This is a genomic window from Gracilibacillus phocaeensis (assembly GCF_900626275.1).
In the GTDB taxonomy this organism is placed as follows: Bacteria; Bacillota; Bacilli; order Bacillales; family Amphibacillaceae; genus Gracilibacillus; species Gracilibacillus timonensis.
Genome location: NZ_LR131144.1, coordinates 457,152 through 477,519 on the forward strand (window position 1 = coordinate 457,152; position 20,368 = coordinate 477,519).

At 37.5% G+C, this 20,368-nt stretch carries 22 protein-coding genes; all 22 read left to right on the top strand.

The window, feature by feature from the left end; translation table 11 throughout:
- Nucleotides 1-39 precede the first annotated feature (39 nt).
- The 22 genes from E0E32_RS09895 to pseI all read left to right on the top strand — a co-directional run bounded on the left by E0E32_RS09895 (nucleotide 40) and on the right by pseI (nucleotide 20,260).
- Nucleotides 40-741, top strand: coding sequence for a response regulator transcription factor (locus E0E32_RS09895; RefSeq protein ID WP_066192249.1), 702 nt, complete (start codon nucleotides 40-42; stop codon nucleotides 739-741).
- A 423-nt stretch (nucleotides 742-1,164) separates the two neighbouring features.
- Nucleotides 1,165-2,007, top strand: a complete 843-nt coding sequence (locus E0E32_RS09900; RefSeq protein WP_066192253.1) for a DegV family protein — start codon at nucleotides 1,165-1,167, stop codon at nucleotides 2,005-2,007.
- 59 nt (nucleotides 2,008-2,066) lie between these two features.
- Nucleotides 2,067-3,401, top strand: coding sequence for an ATP-dependent helicase ComFA (locus E0E32_RS09905; RefSeq protein WP_130859689.1), 1,335 nt, complete (start codon nucleotides 2,067-2,069; stop codon nucleotides 3,399-3,401).
- On the top strand, nucleotides 3,401-4,099 hold the full coding sequence (locus tag E0E32_RS09910) for a ComFC family protein (protein ID WP_130859690.1): 699 nt from the start codon (nucleotides 3,401-3,403) through the stop codon (nucleotides 4,097-4,099). The genes E0E32_RS09905 and E0E32_RS09910 overlap by 1 nt, the downstream gene beginning before the upstream one ends.
- A gap of 42 nt (nucleotides 4,100-4,141) precedes the next feature.
- Nucleotides 4,142-4,549, top strand: a complete 408-nt coding sequence (locus E0E32_RS09915; RefSeq protein WP_066192259.1) for a TIGR03826 family flagellar region protein — start codon at nucleotides 4,142-4,144, stop codon at nucleotides 4,547-4,549.
- 149 nt (nucleotides 4,550-4,698) lie between these two features.
- Nucleotides 4,699-4,953: a flagellar biosynthesis anti-sigma factor FlgM gene (gene flgM, locus E0E32_RS09920; protein ID WP_066192261.1), complete on the top strand. Its 255-nt coding sequence runs from the start codon at nucleotides 4,699-4,701 to the stop codon at nucleotides 4,951-4,953.
- Nucleotides 4,954-5,012: 59 nt separating this feature from the next.
- The gene (locus E0E32_RS09925) at nucleotides 5,013-5,498 is read left to right on the top strand and encodes a flagellar protein FlgN (RefSeq protein WP_066192263.1); all 486 of its coding nucleotides are present in this window, start codon (nucleotides 5,013-5,015) and stop codon (nucleotides 5,496-5,498) included.
- Nucleotides 5,499-5,513: 15 nt separating this feature from the next.
- Nucleotides 5,514-7,175: a flagellar hook-associated protein FlgK gene (gene flgK / locus E0E32_RS09930; protein WP_130859691.1), complete on the top strand. Its 1,662-nt coding sequence runs from the start codon at nucleotides 5,514-5,516 to the stop codon at nucleotides 7,173-7,175.
- Between the two features lie 4 nt (nucleotides 7,176-7,179).
- The gene (gene flgL, locus E0E32_RS09935; protein ID WP_130859692.1) at nucleotides 7,180-8,079 is read left to right on the top strand and encodes a flagellar hook-associated protein FlgL; all 900 of its coding nucleotides are present in this window, start codon (nucleotides 7,180-7,182) and stop codon (nucleotides 8,077-8,079) included.
- 59 nt (nucleotides 8,080-8,138) lie between these two features.
- Nucleotides 8,139-8,729: a DUF6470 family protein gene (locus E0E32_RS09940; protein WP_130859693.1), complete on the top strand. Its 591-nt coding sequence runs from the start codon at nucleotides 8,139-8,141 to the stop codon at nucleotides 8,727-8,729.
- A gap of 13 nt (nucleotides 8,730-8,742) precedes the next feature.
- Nucleotides 8,743-9,189: a flagellar assembly protein FliW gene (gene fliW / locus E0E32_RS09945; RefSeq protein ID WP_130859694.1), complete on the top strand. Its 447-nt coding sequence runs from the start codon at nucleotides 8,743-8,745 to the stop codon at nucleotides 9,187-9,189.
- A gap of 1 nt (nucleotide 9,190) precedes the next feature.
- Entirely contained in the window at nucleotides 9,191-9,421 is a 231-nt protein-coding gene (gene csrA, locus E0E32_RS09950; RefSeq protein ID WP_066192275.1) for a carbon storage regulator CsrA, read from the top strand.
- A gap of 127 nt (nucleotides 9,422-9,548) precedes the next feature.
- Nucleotides 9,549-10,376 (top strand): flagellin N-terminal helical domain-containing protein, encoded by an 828-nt coding sequence (locus E0E32_RS09955; RefSeq protein WP_130859695.1) that lies wholly within the window; start codon nucleotides 9,549-9,551, stop codon nucleotides 10,374-10,376.
- A gap of 134 nt (nucleotides 10,377-10,510) precedes the next feature.
- Nucleotides 10,511-11,110: a DUF8042 domain-containing protein gene (locus E0E32_RS09960; RefSeq protein ID WP_066192283.1), complete on the top strand. Its 600-nt coding sequence runs from the start codon at nucleotides 10,511-10,513 to the stop codon at nucleotides 11,108-11,110.
- Nucleotides 11,100-12,947 (top strand): motility associated factor glycosyltransferase family protein, encoded by a 1,848-nt coding sequence (locus E0E32_RS09965; RefSeq protein WP_130859696.1) that lies wholly within the window; start codon nucleotides 11,100-11,102, stop codon nucleotides 12,945-12,947. The genes E0E32_RS09960 and E0E32_RS09965 overlap by 11 nt, the downstream gene beginning before the upstream one ends.
- Entirely contained in the window at nucleotides 12,947-13,918 is a 972-nt protein-coding gene (gene pseB, locus E0E32_RS09970) for a UDP-N-acetylglucosamine 4,6-dehydratase (inverting) (protein ID WP_130859697.1), read from the top strand. The genes E0E32_RS09965 and pseB overlap by 1 nt, the downstream gene beginning before the upstream one ends.
- 8 nt (nucleotides 13,919-13,926) lie before the next feature.
- Nucleotides 13,927-15,087 (top strand): UDP-4-amino-4,6-dideoxy-N-acetyl-beta-L-altrosamine transaminase, encoded by a 1,161-nt coding sequence (pseC, locus tag E0E32_RS09975; RefSeq protein WP_130859698.1) that lies wholly within the window; start codon nucleotides 13,927-13,929, stop codon nucleotides 15,085-15,087.
- Nucleotides 15,088-15,097: 10 nt separating this feature from the next.
- Nucleotides 15,098-15,826, top strand: a complete 729-nt coding sequence (locus E0E32_RS09980; RefSeq protein ID WP_130859699.1) for a cytidylyltransferase domain-containing protein — start codon at nucleotides 15,098-15,100, stop codon at nucleotides 15,824-15,826.
- A 17-nt stretch (nucleotides 15,827-15,843) separates the two neighbouring features.
- A complete protein-coding gene (gene pseG / locus E0E32_RS09985; RefSeq protein ID WP_130859700.1) occupies nucleotides 15,844-16,893 on the top strand; it encodes a UDP-2,4-diacetamido-2,4,6-trideoxy-beta-L-altropyranose hydrolase in 1,050 nt (349 codons plus the stop codon).
- 10 nt (nucleotides 16,894-16,903) lie between these two features.
- Complete coding sequence (locus tag E0E32_RS09990; protein ID WP_130859701.1) at nucleotides 16,904-18,115, top strand: ATP-grasp domain-containing protein; 1,212 nt, start codon at nucleotides 16,904-16,906, stop codon at nucleotides 18,113-18,115.
- Between the two features lie 2 nt (nucleotides 18,116-18,117).
- Nucleotides 18,118-19,215 (top strand): nucleoside-diphosphate sugar epimerase/dehydratase, encoded by a 1,098-nt coding sequence (locus tag E0E32_RS09995; protein WP_165445008.1) that lies wholly within the window; start codon nucleotides 18,118-18,120, stop codon nucleotides 19,213-19,215.
- Nucleotides 19,216-19,231: 16 nt separating this feature from the next.
- Complete coding sequence (gene pseI, locus E0E32_RS10000) at nucleotides 19,232-20,260, top strand: pseudaminic acid synthase (RefSeq protein ID WP_286171863.1); 1,029 nt, start codon at nucleotides 19,232-19,234, stop codon at nucleotides 20,258-20,260.
- Nucleotides 20,261-20,368 lie beyond the last annotated feature (108 nt).

Genomic DNA, 20,368 nt, shown 5'->3' on the forward strand with positions numbered 1-20,368 from the left:
AAACGCGAAAATTAAATATGAAAAGAGGAGGCTGTACACATGACAACAAATATTGTTTTGATTGATGACCACAAATTATTTAGAGAAGGCGTAAAACGTATTTTAGAACTCGAAAATGACTTTACGATCTTGGCTGAGGGTGATGATGGCCATATGGCTGTGGAGTTAGTAAAAAAATATAAGCCGGATATTGTCTTAATGGATATTAATATGCCAGGCGTTAATGGTGTAGAGGCAACGGCAGAATTGTTGGAGCGTTATCCTGGCGTAAAGGTAATCATTCTGTCTATTCACGATGATGAGAATTATGTGACGCATGCATTAAAGTCAGGGGCTCAGGGATATTTGTTAAAAGAAATGGATTCTGATGCACTTATTGACGCCATCACCGTTGTTTCAGAAGGTGGATCATACTTACATCCGAAAGTCACTCATAATTTGGTAAAGGAATACCGCAGACTTGTTTCAGAAGAAGATTCATTATACGAAAATGATGATTCAGTAAACAAACTTAAAGAAATCGAGCACCGTAAGCCATTACACTTACTGACTAGACGTGAATGCCAAGTCTTGCAGTTATTGGCAGAAGGAAAGAGTAATAAAGGAATCTCTGAATCTTTATACATCAGTGAGAAGACGGTAAAGAACCATGTGAGTAGTATTTTACAGAAAATGAAGGTGAAAGACCGGACCCAGGCCGTTGTCATCGCGATTAAACAAGGCTGGGTAGAAATTCTATAAGATGAATGTACCAAAAGCAGATCAGTGCACCACGTGGTCCCGATAATATAAGAAAAGACTCGGACCACCAGTACCTGACCAGATTACGCTCGTCGTTGTGATAGATATAATCAGCTTCCTGAATATTTCTAGAATATATGTAGAAAATAGCTCTTCGCTTTATGGAGGGCTATTTTTTTCGTGGTGTGTAGTTGTCATCTCGGGAATGACGGCCAAAATAAGAGCGAATCTCGAAAAAACGCCGCCTCCTCAGTAAACACCATCTCTCAAATGTTTACATCATCGCCCACATTCCCCAAAAATTCTATGCCATTCACGCAACATGGAAATAAACCATGCACGAAAGACTAGGCAACGGAGAGAATATTAGGTAAAATAAAGAGAGAGAGTCTGACAAGTTCATAAAGGAGAGGTAGGTAGCTTATGAGAGTGGCTGTTATTACGGACAGTACATCGTACATACCCGAATCAACAAGACAGGAATTAGACATCCATATGATTCCATTAAGTGTGGTATTTGATTCGGAATCGTTTCGTGAAGAAATCGACATATCGACAGAAGATTTTTATCAAAAAGTAAGGGAAAGTGAACAACTGCCCAAGACATCCCAACCTGCCATTGGTGAAATGACGGATAAGCTCACACAATTGGCTGCGGAATATGATCAAGCAATATTTATTACCCTTTCGAGTGGTATAAGTGGAACCTATCAATCAGCAGTTAGCGCCGGAGCGGCGATGGAAGATATAGAAGTCGTGACGTTTGACTCGGAAATCAGTTGCTTGGCACAAGGTTTTTATGTGCTGGAGGCAGCCAGGCTTGCGAAACAGGGACAAGATATCCAGGCGATGGTGGCAAGATTGGAGCAGATGAAAAAATCCTTGCGTGCCTATTTTATGGTGGATGACTTAAATAATCTTCATCGCGGCGGACGACTGAATGGTGCCCAGGCAATACTCGGTAGTATGCTACAGGTCAAACCCATCCTTCATTTTGAAAATACCAAGATTGTCCCCTTTGAAAAAATCCGCACTAAGAAAAAGGCAGTAAAACGGATGTTGGACTTATTCGATGAAGACGCGAGAACAGGTGCTGTGATAGAGGCATCGGTGATTCATGCCAATAGAAAAGATGAAGCGGAAGCCCTACGACAGCAATTAATGGAACAATATCCACATGCCACTATTACGATTAGCTATGTCGGTCCAGTTATTGGCACGCATCTAGGTGAAGGTGCCATTGGCCTGACGTGGTATCAAAAATAAATCCTGATATACTCGCAAGTTCACGGCTTGCGAGTATCATTGAGCTAGGAGGAGTGCCCATGAATGTTGCTAGTATATTAGATGGAAAAGTATTATTATCCTCAGAAATCCCCCTGTCAAAGCCTACGATAGCGTATCTTCAACGCACTGAACAATTACTTCCCATTCGCTCTATCGAACACAATTTAACAGGTATGCAATGCAAACGATGCGGTAACCAAAAGCGGAACCTTTTTGCCCAGATAGATTGCGGCAGATGTGGTCACACCCATTTGTATTGCCGACAATGTGTGGAATCAGGCCGAGTGTTAGCCTGTGAACCGCTCTGGCTTTGGCAAGGAAATCAGGCAAGCTGGCTTTGGCAAAACGAACCATGTCATTGGCAAGGCAGCTTAACCCCAGCGCAGCAGCAAGCGGCTGACGTGATTACGCAGGCTGTGGCAACGCAGCAAAAAGAACAACTGGTTTGGGCCGTTTGTGGCGCAGGCAAAACGGAGATGCTCTTCCCTGCTATCACAAAGGCGATCACAAGCCAGAAGCGAATATGCTTGGCAACTCCGCGTGCAGACGTAGTAAGAGAGCTTTTCCCCCGTTTTTGTCAGGCTTTTCCTGAGACCGCAATGGAGGCACTTTATGCAGGAACAGAGGATCGAACAGGCGTCGGCCAATTGGTGATTAGTACCACCCATCAACTGATTCGCTATCAGCAAGCCTTCGATGTTATGATCATTGATGAAATCGATGCCTTTCCCTTCCACCATGACCCAACACTACCCAAATTAGCAGCTCGTGCCTGCAAGGAATATGCCACCAACATCTATTTGACCGCAACTCCTCGTCCAAAGCAGCGCCGGCTTATCCGTCAGAAGAAACTGCCCGTCACCTTTGTCCCATTGCGTTTTCATGGTCATCCTTTACCGGTTCCTCAATTAAAACAAGAATTTAACCTACGTAAGAAATACAAACAACATAAGCCATCTGCCGCACTAGAACAATTGCTGCATGCACATAACCAAACCCGCCAACTATTGATTTTTGTACCAACAATCGAATGGGCAATTGCTATCGCTTCCGATCATAAGGCTACTTTTGTACACGCAGAGGACACTAACCGCAAAGAAAAAATTGATCAGTTTCGTCAAAAAAAACTACAGCGATTAGTCACTACTACCATTCTAGAACGAGGTGTTACCTTTCCATCTGTTGATGTGATTGTGTTAGATGCTGGTCATTCCGTCTTTGACGAGGCAGCCCTAGTCCAAATCGCCGGACGTGCCGGCAGAAGTCCAGATGATCCAACCGGCAATGTCTGGTTTATTCATCAAGGCAAAACAGAAGCAATTAAAGAAGCGATCCGACAAATAAAAAGTATGAATAAGAAAGCAAGAAAATAATGGACCATTGTTTATTCTGTCATCAACTCATCCACACCGACATATCATGGCGCACTCTCTTTGTAGCCGATTCATCAATACCGCTTTGTGCTGCTTGTCAAGCACGCCTGGAGATCATTGGAGAATCGATTTGCAGGCAGTGCGGAAGAAAAACCGAACAGCAAACGCGATGTCCGGATTGTGAAAACTGGCAAACGACGGAACCATATGCCGGATTATTACAAATGAATCGCTCGTTATTTACTTACAATTCATTTATGCAGGAGGTGATGACCAAATGGAAATACCGTGGTGATTATATCCTGAAACAATTATTCACCCCTTATATCAACAAACGTTTTCCTACACTTTTCCCAATAACGGATTATACGATTGTCCCGGTTCCGTTGACCCAAGCAAGATTCGAGGAACGCGCCTTCAATCAATCGCAAGAAATTGCTAGGATGATCGCCAACAAGAACAAAAAACCAATTGTGCCCGCTTTATCTAGGTATGAACAACGATCGGAGAAACAATCAAAACGGACAAAAACAGAACGAATGGCAACAGCAAATCCATTTTTCTTTAAAAAAATGGTTGAAACAGACGTCTTATTGGTCGATGATATATATACAACCGGTATGACATTACATCACGCGGCAGCGGAATTAAAAAAAGCAGGCGTCAAACAAGTATATAGTTTTACCTTGATTCGATAACCAGATAGGATAGACATAACAAAAAAGCGGGGAGGACATACAATGGGGGAATTAGCCAATTGTATCAAATGTGATAAAATATTTATTAAAACAAACAAAACCATTTGTCCGGATTGTATACAGAAAGAAGAAAAACAATTTCAATTAGTCTACCAATTTTTAAAAAAACGAACGAACCGACAAGCAACCATACCAGAGATAGCGGAGGGGACAGGTGTTGAAGAAAAAGTGATTCTTCAGTTCGTCCAAGAAAAAAGATTAAATCCTGTCCATTTTCCTAACCTAAACTATCCGTGTGAACGCTGTGGGCAGCCGATCGTGACAGGCACCATCTGTACTAGCTGTCAGACTGAATTAAAGGAAGACATTCAAAAGCATGACGATAGAAAGCGATTAAAAGAAGAACTAGAAAAGGCGGAAAGGAAAAAAACCTATTTTACAAGAGATTGAAGAAAGTTGATCAAAATCAGATTAAACATTTCTGATTAGCCGCCGATATAATAAATAAAGCATTACTGTCATATGACAACGAGAAGTATCAAGGTGATCAGTGTATCAGGATGAAAATTCGTGTCATTACAGGAAAGAGGTGAACGGTTTTGAAAATTAACGGAACAAATCAGACAAATGTAAATCCTTATCATAAACAAGCACAAGCAAACCAGAAAATAACAGAGCAGATAAAAAAACAGAAACCGGATCAACTGGAAATTTCAGATCAGGCATTGAAATTGCAGCAATCCTCTACACGAAAGGCTTATGTCAATGAAATCAAACAACAAATTGACAACGGCCAGTATGTTACTAATTCTCAAGAGACAGCGAAGAAGATTTTGAATTTTTGGAAAGTATAACGAAGGCTGGCACTGGGACAATGGTCAAAGGCAAATCGTTAGCAAAGGGGCAAAACTAAATGCCGGTACAAACCATCATTAAACAACTAAACAAACTGATAGAGCTTCACGACAGTCTTATTGGCATCTCGAAACAAAAAACGGAAATCGTTAAGGCAGGAGATACCCAATCCTTGCAAAATTTGTTGATTAGGGAACAGAAGCATGTACAGGCGATTAATCAAATAGAAGAACGACGGATAGCATCTGTGCAAGCCTGGGCAGCAGCGGAAAATATGGATCCGAAGACCGTTACGGTAGCAGATATTATTGAAGAACATGCGCAAGGAGTAGAAAAGATTCAATTAGAAGAGGTGACGGTGGCCTTGGCGAGTCAGCTTATGGAACTGCGACGTCAGGAAGACTTAAACAAGCAGTTAATTCAGCAGTCACTTCAATTTATCCAGTTATCATTGGATATGATGCAGCCGTCTATCACCAATATGAATTACGGGAATACGACACAATCGGGTCCGAAACGATCGGTGTTTGATTCGAAAGCGTAAGAAGGAGTTGACATAATGGGATCAACATTTAATGGGCTTCAAGTAGCTAAACGGGCTTTACATACTCAACAGTCTGCCCTGTATACGACGGGGCACAATATTGCCAATACCAATACAGAAGGTTATACGAGACAAAGGGTAAACATGCAACCAACTGCCCCCTATCCATCCATGGGAAGAAATCGGGCAGAAATACCTGGACAGGTGGGTAGTGGTGTAGAGGCAGGTTCGATTGAACGAGTGCGGGATAGTTTTATTGATAAACAATATCGGCAAGAGAATGCCAAGGTTGGTTTTTATGATACAAGGGCCGATATGATGTCGAAAATGGAGGCTATTCTTAATGAACCAACCGATGAAGGATTATCGGCTATTATCGGGCAATTTTGGCAATCACTGCAGGATTTATCTGTCAACCCAGAAGATGCGGGGGCCCGTGTAGTGGTCAAGGAACGTGCCAATGCGGTTGCAGAGTCTTTTCAGTATGTACACACATCGCTGGAGCAAGTCCGTACGAATTTTCAAAACGAGATTGGCGTTGATAATACCAAGGTGAATTCCTTAGTGGATCAAATTAATCAACTCAACGCACAGATTAATAATGTTGAACCACACGGCTATTTGCCGAATGACTTATACGATGAACGGGATCGATTGGTTGATGAATTATCATCGTATGTAGATATCAAGGTAGATTATCGCAAGAGCTCTGGAGATCCTAGTCCGATGGCACAAGGGATTGCAACGATTACGCTGGTAACCGATCAAGACAATATTGAAAATGGTGAAGGGGAACCAATTACCCTGGTCGATGGCAGTGAAGGAGTAATACCAGGTAGTAATGAGGCTGTTAATCATGTGTTTACCTCCTTCAATGAGGATAATAACGTACAAGCCATCTTTTTTGCCTCACCGGATGACAATAGAAGTAAAGAAGAGCAGCTTGCTGATTTAGTGGAAAACCATGGTGATGAGGTGCACATTTATGCCGACCATTTTGATGTGCAAGGGAAGTTGCGGGCATTGATGGACGGCGCTGGATATGTCAGTGATTTTGCCTTTGATGGAGATCCTGGAACTGCAAAAGGAAGCTATAATGATATGCTGACTAACTTGGACCGACTGGTAGAGAATTTTGTCACAGAATTTAATGCCGTCCATCGTCAAGGATACACCTTAGCTACGGATGACAATGGTGATCCGATCCAAGGCAGTGACTTTTTTACCGGAACAACGGCCGATACGATTGCCCTATCCGAAGCAATCGACAATGATCCTGATTTAATCGCGGCAAGTGAGTCAGGTGCTGCCGGTGATGGGGAACATGCCACCACCTTAGCGGATGTTTATAGCAAACGGGCGGAAAATTATTTATCTTATGACCCAGACAATCCCAATCAGTTAGATGACAAAGCTTCGGTGAAGAGTTTCTTTGAAGGGGTTATCGGAGAAATGGGTGTGATGGGAGAGGAATCGCAGCGTATGCAAAATAACTCCCAGGTGCTTCGTCAGCAAATTGAAGAAACAAGACATTCGATCAGCTCGGTATCATTAGATGAAGAAATGACCAACTTAATTCAATTTCAGCATGCCTATAATGCGGCCGCTCGAAATATGACAGTAGTGGATGAAATGCTCGACCGAATTATTAATAATATGGGATTAGTAGGGAGGTAAGTAAATGCGTGTCACACAAAATATGCTAACGAGTAACATGCTTCGTAATATCAGTAACAGTTACAGCAATATGGGCAAGTATATGGATCAGCTGTCAACTGGTAAGAAAATTAACCGTCCTTCCGATGATCCTGTTGTTGCAATGAAGGGAATGGACTATCGCACCCAATTAGCCCAAATGGAACAATTTGAGCGTAATATTGGTGAAGTACACAATTGGATGGATAACTCGGATTCTGCTTTAGATAAGGTGGAAAAGGGATTGGAACGTCTTCGTGACTTAGCCGTACAAGGTTCCAATGGCACTTATGAAGAGGGGCAGCGTGGTAATATGGCTGAGGAAGTAGAACAGATTAAAGAACATCTTGTCGAATTAGCCAATACCAAAGTGAATAATAAATATATTTTTAACGGTAAGGCCACGACAGGTAATAATGGCGAAGCACCGTATCAATTGAATGAGGATGGAGAACTGATTGCACCGATTAATACCGATGATGTCAACATTGAGGTATCCAGCGGTTCTAAGCTCCGCGTCAATGTCAAACCAGACAGCGTCTTTACCGAGCAGTTATTCACCGATCTCACCGAATTTGCCAATACGTTAAGGGACTCAGATACCGAAGATGAGGAAATCAGCGAATTTATCGATCGCATCGATACACATATCAATAATAACGTGAATGCTCGCGCCGATCTTGGTGCTCGGCAGAACCGCATTGATTTAGTTGAAAATCGTATCAATCAGCAATTAGTGACAGTAGAGGACATGAAGTCACGAAATGAAGACGCCGATTTCGAAGAAGTGATTATGAACTTGATCTCGCAAGAATCGGTACACCGAGCAGCTTTAAGTGGAGGATCCCGGATTATCCAGCCTACTTTATTAGATTTCTTACGCTAATCAATATCCGCCTTACCTAAATTACGGGTAAGGCTTTTTTCAAAAAAAGGAGGATAGCGATGCAACTCCCACAAATTCGTATCCAACAACAAGCTGCGCAAATAGGTCTGAACATTCAGTCAGCACAGCTCACGATCGAGCAAGCACCTGCTCAGCAGACGATCGAACAGCAGCAGCCGGAAGTACATATTACCACCAGACCCGGACGATTGACGATTGATCAGTCGAAGGCATTGGCTGATGTCGGTATCATGCCTGTCAAACAATCGATTCAAAATTGGGCCAATAATGCCATGCAAGCAGCGATCTCCGGAAGCAGACAAAAACAGCAGGAAGGTGATCGGCTGATGAAGATTGAGCATGGCGGCAGCCCGCTAGTAGATTTTGCTAAACAGATCGGATTTTCGCAACAAAAGCAACTCGCTATCGATTGGATTCCTTCCGCCGATGGGGTAGAGATTAACTATGAACCAGCTGAAGTGCATATCGAGGCAGAGGTCCGTCCACCTGTCATTCAAGCAGCAGCAACACCTACCCAGTTTCATTATCAACGAGGTGGTGTCGAAACCTATCTCGAACAGCAAAATTGGCTAGAGATCGATATCGCTGATTTAACATTCCAAGGCTATCAGTTTGAACTAGAAATATAAGAGGGTGAACAGCATGCAAATACAGACAAAATATTTTGGTGAAACAACGATTAAGCAAGAGGAAATCCTCGCATTCCCTCAAGGGATTCCTGGATTTCCCCAAGAAAAGCAATTTGTCCTGCTTCGCTTTGAAGAGGCTGGTTTATTTCAAGTACTGCAATCTACCAATACAGAGACGTTGGCCTTCGTTGTCGTCGATCCCTTTTTATTCGTGGAAGATTATCAATTAACACTAGATGACACGATTCTAGAACAGCTGGCCATTATAAAAGAAGAGGATGTCCACACTTTGGCCATCGTCACGGTCAAAGATCCATTAACGACGAGCACGGCTAATTTACAAGCACCGATTATCATCAATCATTCCAATCAGTTAGCCAAACAATATATCACCAAAAGCGAGCAATATACACCACGTGAACCAATCTTTCAAACACCTTCTCAGAAAGAGGTGGATTAAGATGCTAGTGTTAACAAGAAAAAAGAATCAAGCGATCCAAATTGGCGAGGATATTGAGATCAAGGTGATTGGCATCGATGGCGATCAAATCAAGCTAGGCATTTCCGCACCAAAGGATGTCGAGGTGCACCGCCAAGAAATCTATCAGGCGATTCAAGCGGAAAATAATACCGCCGCTAATCTCTCCGAAAATATTTTCGATATCCTAAAAAAAAATCAACAAAATGACTAAACATTCTAGAAGCGTGAGCCGATAGTAATAGTAGGAGCTAGTTTTAGTGATCGGCGGCCGCTTTCACTACAACTAGTACATACCACAAGGATGTGGAAATTGAACTTACTCAAGGAGGAAATTTATTATGATTATCAACAATAATATCCCTGCGTTAAACACACACCGTCAGCTAGGGATCAACCAAGGCAACATGCAGTCTTCAATGGAGAAATTGTCTTCAGGTTTGCGTATCAACCGTGCTGGTGATGATGCGGCAGGGCTTGCGATTTCTGAGAAAATGCGTGCGCAAGTGCGTGGGTTGGATCAGGCGAGTCGAAATGCGCAGGATGGTATTTCTATGATTCAGACGGCTGAAGGAGGACTGGATGAAACACACTCTATCTTGCAACGTATGCGTGAATTAGCAGTGCAATCAGCTAGTGATACCAATGTTGAGGTTGATCGCGATGAATTAAACAAAGAATTTGAACAATTGGCTGAAGAAATCGGTCGTATAAAAGATAAATCACAGTTCAACACACAGAACATATTGGATGGTTCTGCAGGAAGTGGAGTAACATTACAAGTTGGAGCCAATGAGGGAGATGTTATCGCGATTGATTTTACAACCTCAGGTGTGAATCTTACTAATGTGCAATCTGATGTAGCCGCTTTGGATATTTCTGATCGCGGAGGAGCAAGTGGTGCAATTGAGGCAGTAAATGCGCAAATTGAACAAGTATCAGCTGGTCGTTCTTATTTAGGTGCAATGCAAAATCGTTTAGAGCATACAATAGCTAACCTAGACAATTCTTCTGAAAACTTATCTGCTGCAGAATCTCGTATTCGTGACGTAGATATGGCAAAAGAGATTATGGAGATGACTAAATCGAATATTCTTTCTCAAGCCTCTCAGTCTATGTTAGCTCAAGCTAACCAGCAGCCACAAGCTGTGTTACAGTTACTTGGATAATAAATAATGATGAGACGGAGACTCTAGCTTTGCTGGGGTCTCTTTATTTTGGTTAAATTTATTGTAAATTAGACTTTAATATTTAATAAAAAGTCCGATAAATAATAGTAAGAGTTATAATTGGGGGACTTAAGATGAAACTAATTGTAAATGAAAAGAACATTGATACAAAGGAAATAACAACAGCAACTCAAATGGTTGAAAAAATTCAAACATTAGCAGATGACGATATAATTAATCAGGTAACAATTAATGCTCAAGATGTATATGACGATTTTGAAGCTTATTTGGAACAGCATTGGCAAAGCATTGAGTATATAAAAGTAATAACACAGTCAAAGAAGCAGTTTATCAATGATACATTATTGACAGCAGAGAATTATTTAGATAATGCAGTGGATTTAGTACAAGAACTTTCTAATAATTTTTATCAAAAGCCAGGAGCAGAAGATTGGAATCAGTTTCAATATTTCACAGAAGGAATTACATGGTTTTCAAATATACTAGTAACTATCGATTCTTTAAAAGAGCGTCCTAATAATTGGAAATGTTATGTTGACCAATATCATAAATTGGAGGACGGAATTAAAGAGTTAGCAGAGGCTGTAGAAGCTGACGATGAAACTTTAATAGCTGATATTATTCAATATGAAATGATTCCAATTTATCAGAATTTAAAAAAATTAATCTCAAATACAATAGATACTGAAGGATGTCGACCTCATGCTCATTGATAATAAAAACTATTTAAGTGTCAAAAATCGTCCGTTATTACAGTTGCTGAATGAAACTACCACTGATGAAGAATTTGTAGAAATAGAGATGGCCAAGTCTGAGCAGTTAACCTTAAAAATAAAACAGAATGACTCCTACAAATATGTACATAGTAAATATAACCCACTAATAGAGATAGATAAATTAGTTAACCAATTTGACTTGATAGAAGGTAAATCACATATTTTATTATTTGGTTTGGGAATGGGTTATCATTATACGGCACTTAAAAAGAAATTTCCGCATGCCACTTTTTCTATCTATGAACCGGATTTGTTAGTGTTGAAAAAGTTATTATCGCATATTTCATTAGAAGAATTATTTGGTAAAGATAATGTCACCATAGTGGTAAAGGAAACAATGGAATCTAGTATTCAACATTTTTTACAGTCACATCAAAATAAAATAGAAGTCTTTGCACTTCCGTATTACCAAAAGAATTATCAAGTGGAACTAGATAAATTATATGCGCTTTTAGTAGATCAATTAAAAAATACAAAAAGTAGATTAGTAACTAATTTATCATTCCAAAAACGTTGGACAATTAACGCAATTAAAAACTTTCCAACAGTATTAAAAACACCAAATATATTAAGGGATATAGATGAATCAGTTTTTAAAGGAAAACCAGCAATTATTGTATCGGCAGGTCCAAGTCTGAATGAAGAGTTTGAGAATTTAAAGTATATAAAAAAGCATGGTTTAGCTTATATCTTTTCGGTAGGATCGGCGATTAATGCGTTGATTGAAAATGATATTTTACCAGACGCCATATGTACCTATGATCCACAGGCTCACAATTATAAAGTTATTCAGAAAGTGAAAGATCGGAACATAGCTACTATCCCATTGATTTTTGGAAGTACCGTAGGGTATGAAACCCTATTTGATTATCAAGGCCCCTTGTTGCATATGATTACTACTCAAGACACCATTGCACCTTATTTGTTACAAGATGAAAAGGAAATAGATATGGTTAATGACGCCCCTTCGATAGCGTTAGTTACTTATCAATTGTTATCTAAATTAAAGGTGAAAACCATTTATTTAGTAGGACAAAACTTATCTTTTAAAGATAGGTATCGATATGCAGCAGGGGTAGAATACCAAACTGATCAGGTTAGTGAGGATAAATTAATACCTGTAAAGAGTGTGAGTGGTAAAACCGTATGGACGGAAGATGGGTATAATAGGATGCGACAGACACTGGAATTATATATTAAGCAGACTACTAGCGTAAATGTATACAACACAACGAAAGATGGGGCAGCAATTGAAGGTGCTTCATTTATACCGCTCTCTAAAGTAATCAATACGCATTTTACTAACCAATTTGAAGTATCTGATCAATGGTACCATGCAGAACCGCATTATGAACGTAATCATATATTAGATCATATGAATAATCTAGCATATTATAAAAATATATTTATGCAAGACCTAACAGATACAATGAAAATGATGCGTCATATCTATCAATCAAAACACCACTATCGAGGTAATAATGGAAAATTGGAAAAACAGCTTGCCAAATTTGATAAAAAATTTAAAAAAATTAAGAAAAATAGATTTAATCAAACTTTTTTGTCACCTATGCTTAGAGTACAGCTGGAAAATTTGGTAGCCTCATCTCAAGAAATCAAACAAGAAACAGATAACATGAAAAAAATTGATCTGTTTTACAATCGATTTGGTTCATTTTTATCTCAATTAAATCATTTAATGCATGAAGTAAACGAATACTTTGAAGAATTAAGAAACAACGAATTGTTCGTAGAGAAAGAAGTGAGCAAATAATGCAATTTGAAAATAAAACGATACTTATTACCGGTGGAACAGGATCATTCGGAAAAAAGTTCACCAAACGAATATTAGAAACAAATGTGAAAAAGGTTATAGTATTTAGCCGTGATGAATTAAAACAATATGAAATGAAGCAAGAATTTGATGATGATCGGTTGCGTTTTTTTATCGGTGATGTCCGTGATACAGATCGACTATATCGTGCCTTTGATGGAGTAGATTGTGTCGTACATGCGGCTGCGATGAAACATGTGGAGGCATGTGAATATAATCCCTTTGAGGCAGTTAAAACCAATATCAATGGTGCTCAAAATATTATTGAGGCAGCAATAGATAAAAAGGTAGAAAAAGTTGTTGCATTAAGTACAGATAAAGCGGCTGCTCCTGTTAATTTGTACGGAGCGACAAAACTTGCTTCTGATAAATTGTTCGTCGCTGGTAATTCCTATGCAGGGGATAAGAAGACACGTTTTTCCGTTGTAAGATATGGGAATGTGGTGGGAAGCAGAGGTAGTGTAGTTCCTTTTTTTAAAAAAGTGAAAAGTGCTGGGAATCTTCCTATTACAGATGAAAGGATGACACGATTCTGGATCACGCTAGATCAAGGAGTGCAGTTTGTCATAGAAAGCTTTCATAGAATGCAAGGCGGAGAGATTTTTGTTCCGAAGATTCCTAGTATGTCTATCATGGATCTAGCAAAAGCAATTGCGCCTGAATGTAATTTGAATTTTGTAGGGATTCGACCAGGTGAAAAACTTCATGAAGTGATGATTACTGAGGACGATGCAAGACGAACACTTGAATATGATAATTATTATGTGATTCAACCTGAATTTCCATGGTGGGGGAAGGAAAATGGCAATAATGGTCAGAAGTTACAAAATAGTTTTAGGTATAGCAGTGAAACAAATCAAGATTGGTTAACGGTAGAGGATTTACGAGAACTTGTATACGATAAGGAGTAATGTTCATCATGAGTGATCATTCATTTATTCCGTATGGAAAACAATCATTAGACGAAGAAGACATCCAGGCAGTGGTTGATGTGTTAAGAAGTGATTATCTAACTACGGGACCAGCAATTAATCAATTTGAGGAAGCCATCGCTGCATATGTTGATTCTAAGTATGCTGTCGCTTTTTCTAGTGGTACAGCTGCATTACATGGTGCCTGTTTTGCCGCTGGTATTACAGAAGGGGATGAAGTGATTACCACCCCTATGACATTTGTAGCTAGTAGTAACTGTGTTCTATATCAGGGGGGGACACCGATTTTTGCTGATATTGACCCTGTTACGTATAATATCAATCCCTTAGAAATTGAAAAGAAGATTACTGATAAAACAAAGGCGATTATACCAGTGGATTTTACCGGACAGCCATGTGAATTAGAGGAGATTATTGAAATAGCTCGCCGTCATAACCTTATTGTCATTGAGGATGCTGCTCATGCACTTGGTGCCACTTATCGCGGGCAGAAGATAGGATCAATTAGTGATATGACCATGTTTAGTTTTCATCCAGTTAAACATATTACAACTGGAGAAGGCGGGGTTATTACGACCAATAATAAAGCATATTATGAGAAACTCATAGCATTCCGCTCACATGGAATCACTCGTGACCGTTCTAAAATGAAGGAAGATCATGGACCGTGGTATTATGAAATGCAGTTTTTAGGTTATAATTATAGAATGACGGATATTCAGGCAGCTTTAGGGATTAGTCAGTTGGAAAAAATCGAATATTTCATAAAGCAAAGAAGAAAATATGCTGAACTATATAATGAGGCTTTCAAAGATTTACCACAGCTCACTATCCCATATCAAAAGGATCAAGTTGAGTCAAGTTGGCACTTATATGTAATTCGTTTAAATACAGAACTATTAAATGGTGTAAAAAAACAAATCTATGAAGCTTTATTGGTAGAAAATATTGGTGTTAATGTACATTACATACCTATTTATCAATTTCCCTATTATAAAAAACTAGGATATGCAAAAACTGGTTTTCTTAATACAGAGAAATTGTATCAAGAAATGATATCTATGCCATTATTTCCTGCTATGAGTAGAGCGGATATTAATTATATAATAAGTAAGATAAAGAAAATAATAAGCGATTTTTCGAAGTAGGTGTAGTCAAATGAGGATCGTGGCAATAATTCAAGCAAGAATGGGTTCAACTAGATTACCTGGAAAAGTATTAAAAAGAATTTTAGATAAGCCATTACTGGAGTTTCAAGTGGAACGATTAAAAAGATGTCAAACCATAGATCAAATTGTTATAGCTACAACAACAAAAGCTATGGATGATATAATAATTGAATTTTGTAAAGTATTAGACATCGCATATTACAGGGGGGCAGAAGGAGACGTGTTGTCAAGATATTATGAAGCAGCCTCTTATTATCAGGCGGATGTTATTGTAAGGTTAACATCCGATTGTCCACTTATTGAACCTTATGTAGTAGATAGGGTAGTTAATGGATATCTTGATAATCCAAATTATGACTATGTGTCAAATACTATAGAGAGAACTTATCCGCGTGGTTTAGATGTTTCTTTAGTAACATACTCAAGTTTGGAAGAAATACACCATAAAGCAAAAGCTGAATTGGATAGAGAGCATGTAACAAGATATTTGTATAATAGACCAAATGAGTATAAGCTTCTAAACATTTTTAATGATAAAAATGAGAGTTGTCATCGTTGGACAGTGGACACAAAAGAAGATTTCAATTTAGTGAAAAAAATTATAGAAACATTGTACCCAAACAAACCAGCTTTTCAAATGGAGGACATTTTACATGTATTAAATTCGCATCCAGATTGGATAAAAATCAATGATCATGTTGAACAGAAAAAAACTTAAGAAAGAATGAATAAATAATGAATTTAAATAATCATATCTTATTTGTACGAGCTGATGCTTCTGACGTTATTGGCATAGGCCATATCATGCGAAACATACCACTGGCTCAATCATGGAAAAAAGAGGGTGGCGAGGTTTTTTTCATTTCAAATCAATTACCAAATAATTTAGAACGCAGGTTAAAAAATGAAAATTTTGATGTGATATATTTAAAAAGCTGTTTACCAGGAAGTGCTATAGATGCACTTCAAACAGTACAAATGGCACAAAAGAAACATGCTAATTTCTTAATCATAGATGGTTATTATTTCAAAAGTGCCTATCAAAAAATAATTAAAGAACATCATTTAAAATTATTATTTATGGATGACTTTGGTCATCTTGATCACTATTATGCAGATATAGTGTTAAACAGAAGTTTGATCTCTAAGCAGATATCTTACTCAAATAAAGAACCCTATACTAAATTATTGCTAGGCTCAAAATATAATGCAATTCGTGAAGAATTTGTTAAATATGGAGATCATATTCCGATAATTAGAGACGATATTAAAGAAGTATTGATAACATTCGGTGGAGCAGATCCTCAAAATATAACACTAAAAATGATAGAGGTTTTAAATAGAGTCTTCAACAAAGACGTGAAAGTTCATTTCATTATTGGAGCTACTTATAAACATGATATTGAATTGAATAAAATCATGCATTCAGTTAAATATGATTTTAAGATTCATCGAGATGTGAGTAATATGGCGGACTTTATGCATAGTGCAGATATAGCGGTTACTGCTGGGGGAACAACATTATTCGAGATGGCGTATATGGGACTACCAAGTATAGTAATGTCAACTGCCTCAAATCAAAAGTCATCCAAAGTTTTTGCTGATAAATATAATACTTGTTTATACCTTGGTAATGCTCTAAATGTAGGAGAACAATTAATTATAAGTAATATCGAGAAGCTTAAAAGTAAGGAGCTAAGAAGCAAAATGAGTGTGAATGGTCAGCGTTTGATTGATGGTAAAGGTAACGAAAGGTTACTACAAGAAATAATTAAGATAAAGTGAGGTGAGAATAATGGAACGAACGTATATGATTTTAGGTGGAAGTTATGGGCAAGTACCAGCAATCAAAACAGCAAAACGACTAGGTTTGAAAACTCTAGTTATTGATCAAAATCCAAATGCAGTAGGTTTTGAATTTGCAGATTATGCAGAGTGTGTGGATACAACTGACTTGGAAAATGCTTTAAAAGTAGCAAAAAAATATAATGTGTGTGGTTCAATGACTATTTCAAGTGATATAGCTGTGCCTACTTCTTGTTATATCAATGAAACTCTAGAATTGTCTAACCAAGGTATTGGAATAGCAGAAAAAGTAACAGATAAGGCGCTAATGCGGGATGAATTCAAAACTAATGGAATAACATCTCCAAACTTTTTTATTTATGAAGAAAATCAAGATTTATCACTTTTTTTATTGAAAATTAAACAATTCATAGACACTAACATTGTTATTGTCAAACCGTCTGATAGTTCGGGAAGCAGAGGGGTGACTCGAATAAATGACGAATTAGAATTAAGAACAGCAATTCAAAATGCAATGCAATACTCTAGAAATAGGAAAGTTGTGGTGGAAGAATATATTTCTGGAATTGAAGTTGGAGCACAATGTTTCTCTATAGATGGAGAAATGGTGTATTGCTTTATACATAACGATACAGTATCTTCCAATATGGTACCAGTTGGCCACTCTTTTCCATCTTACGAAAAAACGCTAGTATTAAATAAAATTGAAGAAGAATGTGCGAAAGCTTTGAAAGCATTAGGGGTAGTCAATGGACCAAGTAATATTGATATTATAATAGATAAAAATGATAGACCATATATCATAGAAATTGGTGCAAGAATTGGTGCAACGAAATTACCAGAGTTAGTAAAGTTTCACTCGGGTATTGACATTATCGAGAGCGCAATCAAATTGAGTACAGGAATACGAGTTAAAGTAGAAAACAAAGTGGACGTGCCAGTTGCAGTTGAAATGTTATATTTCGAACGAAATGGAGAAGTTGAAACAATAAAAGACTTTAAGTCATTATTATCTAGGTATAATATTGTAGATTACGAAGTCAAAATAAAAAAAGGTATGCAGATAGAAACATTAATTTCTGGGGTTAATGTTTACGGTTTTGTTATGTGTAAAGGGGAAACAGTAGAAGAAGCAGAAAAAAATTGCAATGATTTCATAAGAGATATTAAGTGTAAAATACATATAAGTGAGGTTCAATGATTTTGAAGCATAAATTGATCTTATTTGGTACTGGCAGTAGTAGTGAGAAAATTCAGTCACTCATTAACGAGAAGGATAATAACATAATAGGATATGTAGATAATAATGTAGAAAAACAGGGAGGAGTTATATTTGGAAGGCCAATTTGGCATCCTTCTGTTTTGTGTGATAAAGAATTTGATTATATCATCATATGTAGTATATATTTCACTGAGATACTATCTCAACTTTTGGAGATGGGGATTCAAACAAATAAGATTATTAATATATATCAAGAGATTCGTTATAATGAGTTGAAATTAAAGTTTTCTGAAATAAAGAACGATACTGATATGCTTATTACAGGAATGTCTTATGCTAGATATGGGATTGATAGTAAGTTGTTAAATTTAAAATCTATAAATCTAGCATTTAACAGTCAAGATATTTTTTATGATTACTGTTTAGCGAAGTATATTTTAGAAAGTTATAAATTAAATATAAAATATGCATTAATCGGATTAGCCTATTTTAGTTTTCATTTTGATTTATCTCAATCAAAAGAGAGACACTTGGTAACAAGATATGCTGTTATCAAGGATATTCAAAAGCAAGTAAATCAACAAAAATATGATGAATTTGTGAAACCGAATGAAGAGAAAATGCAACATCCTCGAAATTTCAACTTTTTAAATGGAGTGTTTGAGAAGACATTTTTAGATAAATTTGATTTTTTAGAACAAAATGATAAAAATTACAGGAATTTTGAGATTGAGCGCAGGGATCTAGCTAGGGTTCATTCTGGAAAAAAATATTTGAAGACTCTAGAAGAAAATAAAAAGTATCTCGATTCTTATATTAGATTATTATTAGAAAAAGGTATAAAACCAATTTTTATTATTCATCCACAAGCGTGTGAATACCGAGAACATTTTAATCCTAAAATGATAGGAGAGTTTAAGGAGATTATAAATAAATTTAAATTCAATTATAATATAAGCGTGGTGGATTTGTTCTCTTCCAATGAATTTACTAATGATGATTTTTTTGATGTACATCATTTAAATTCTCAAGGTGCTACAAAAGTATCAAAAATAATTAATAATATTTTAGAATCATAATAGGAAGGTGTTAAATTTGCAAAATAGTTTATTTTCTGAGAAGCCATTTATAATAGCAGAAATGTCAGGAAATCATAATCATTCTCTCGCACGAGCTTTAGACATAGTTGAAGCAGCAGCAAAGGCAGGAGTAGATGCATTGAAGTTACAAACTTATACTGCAGATAGTATGACACTTGATGTGGATAGGCCTGAGTTTATGATACAAGACGAGGAGAATTTATGGAATGGAAAACATCTCTATGATCTTTATAAAGAGGCATATACACCTTGGGAATGGCATAAGCCAATTTTTCAAAGATGCCATGAATTAGGATTAATAGCATTTAGTTCACCATTTGATGAGAACGCAGTAGATTTTCTTGAGAAGTTAGATGTGCCATTTTATAAAATTGCGTCTTTTGAAAATATACATTTACCACTAATAAAAAAAGTTGCCTCAACCGGAAAACCTATGATTATTTCCACTGGTATGGCAACTATTTCAGAAATAGATGAAGCAGTGAGAGTCGCAAGAGAAAATGGCTGTGAAGAATTAGTTCTATTAAAGTGTACAAGTACATATCCAGCGTCACCTTCTGAATCTAATATTAGTACAATCCCGCATTTAAAACAACTATTTAATTGTACAGTCGGAATTTCTGATCACACATTAGGAATTGGTGTTTCGATTGCTAGCGTAGCACTTGGCGGACAGGTGATAGAAAAACATTTCACATTATCTAGAGCGAATGGTGGTGTTGATGCTGAGTTCTCTTTGGAACCATATGAAATGAAACAATTAGTAGAAGAGGCAAACAGAACTGCGGATTCAATAGGTAAAGTGTCATATGGTACATCGGATAAAGAAGAACAATCAAGATCTCGCAGACGATCAATTTATATCTCGAAAGATATGTATGCTGGAGATATAATAACTGAAAATAATATAAAAATAGTAAGACCTGGATTTGGATTAGCGCCTAAATATTTTGATATTGTGTTAGGGAAGCAAGTGAACCAATCAGTGCAAAAAGGAACACCGTTAAGATGGGAACTAATTTGACTCCGTAAGCTTTCTATACAATTGCGAAATCTTTTACTATACAGTGCTGCTTAACTTTATCGCTATTGCTAAAAAGGAATAGATAAAGGATTAAACTGTTCACATAAA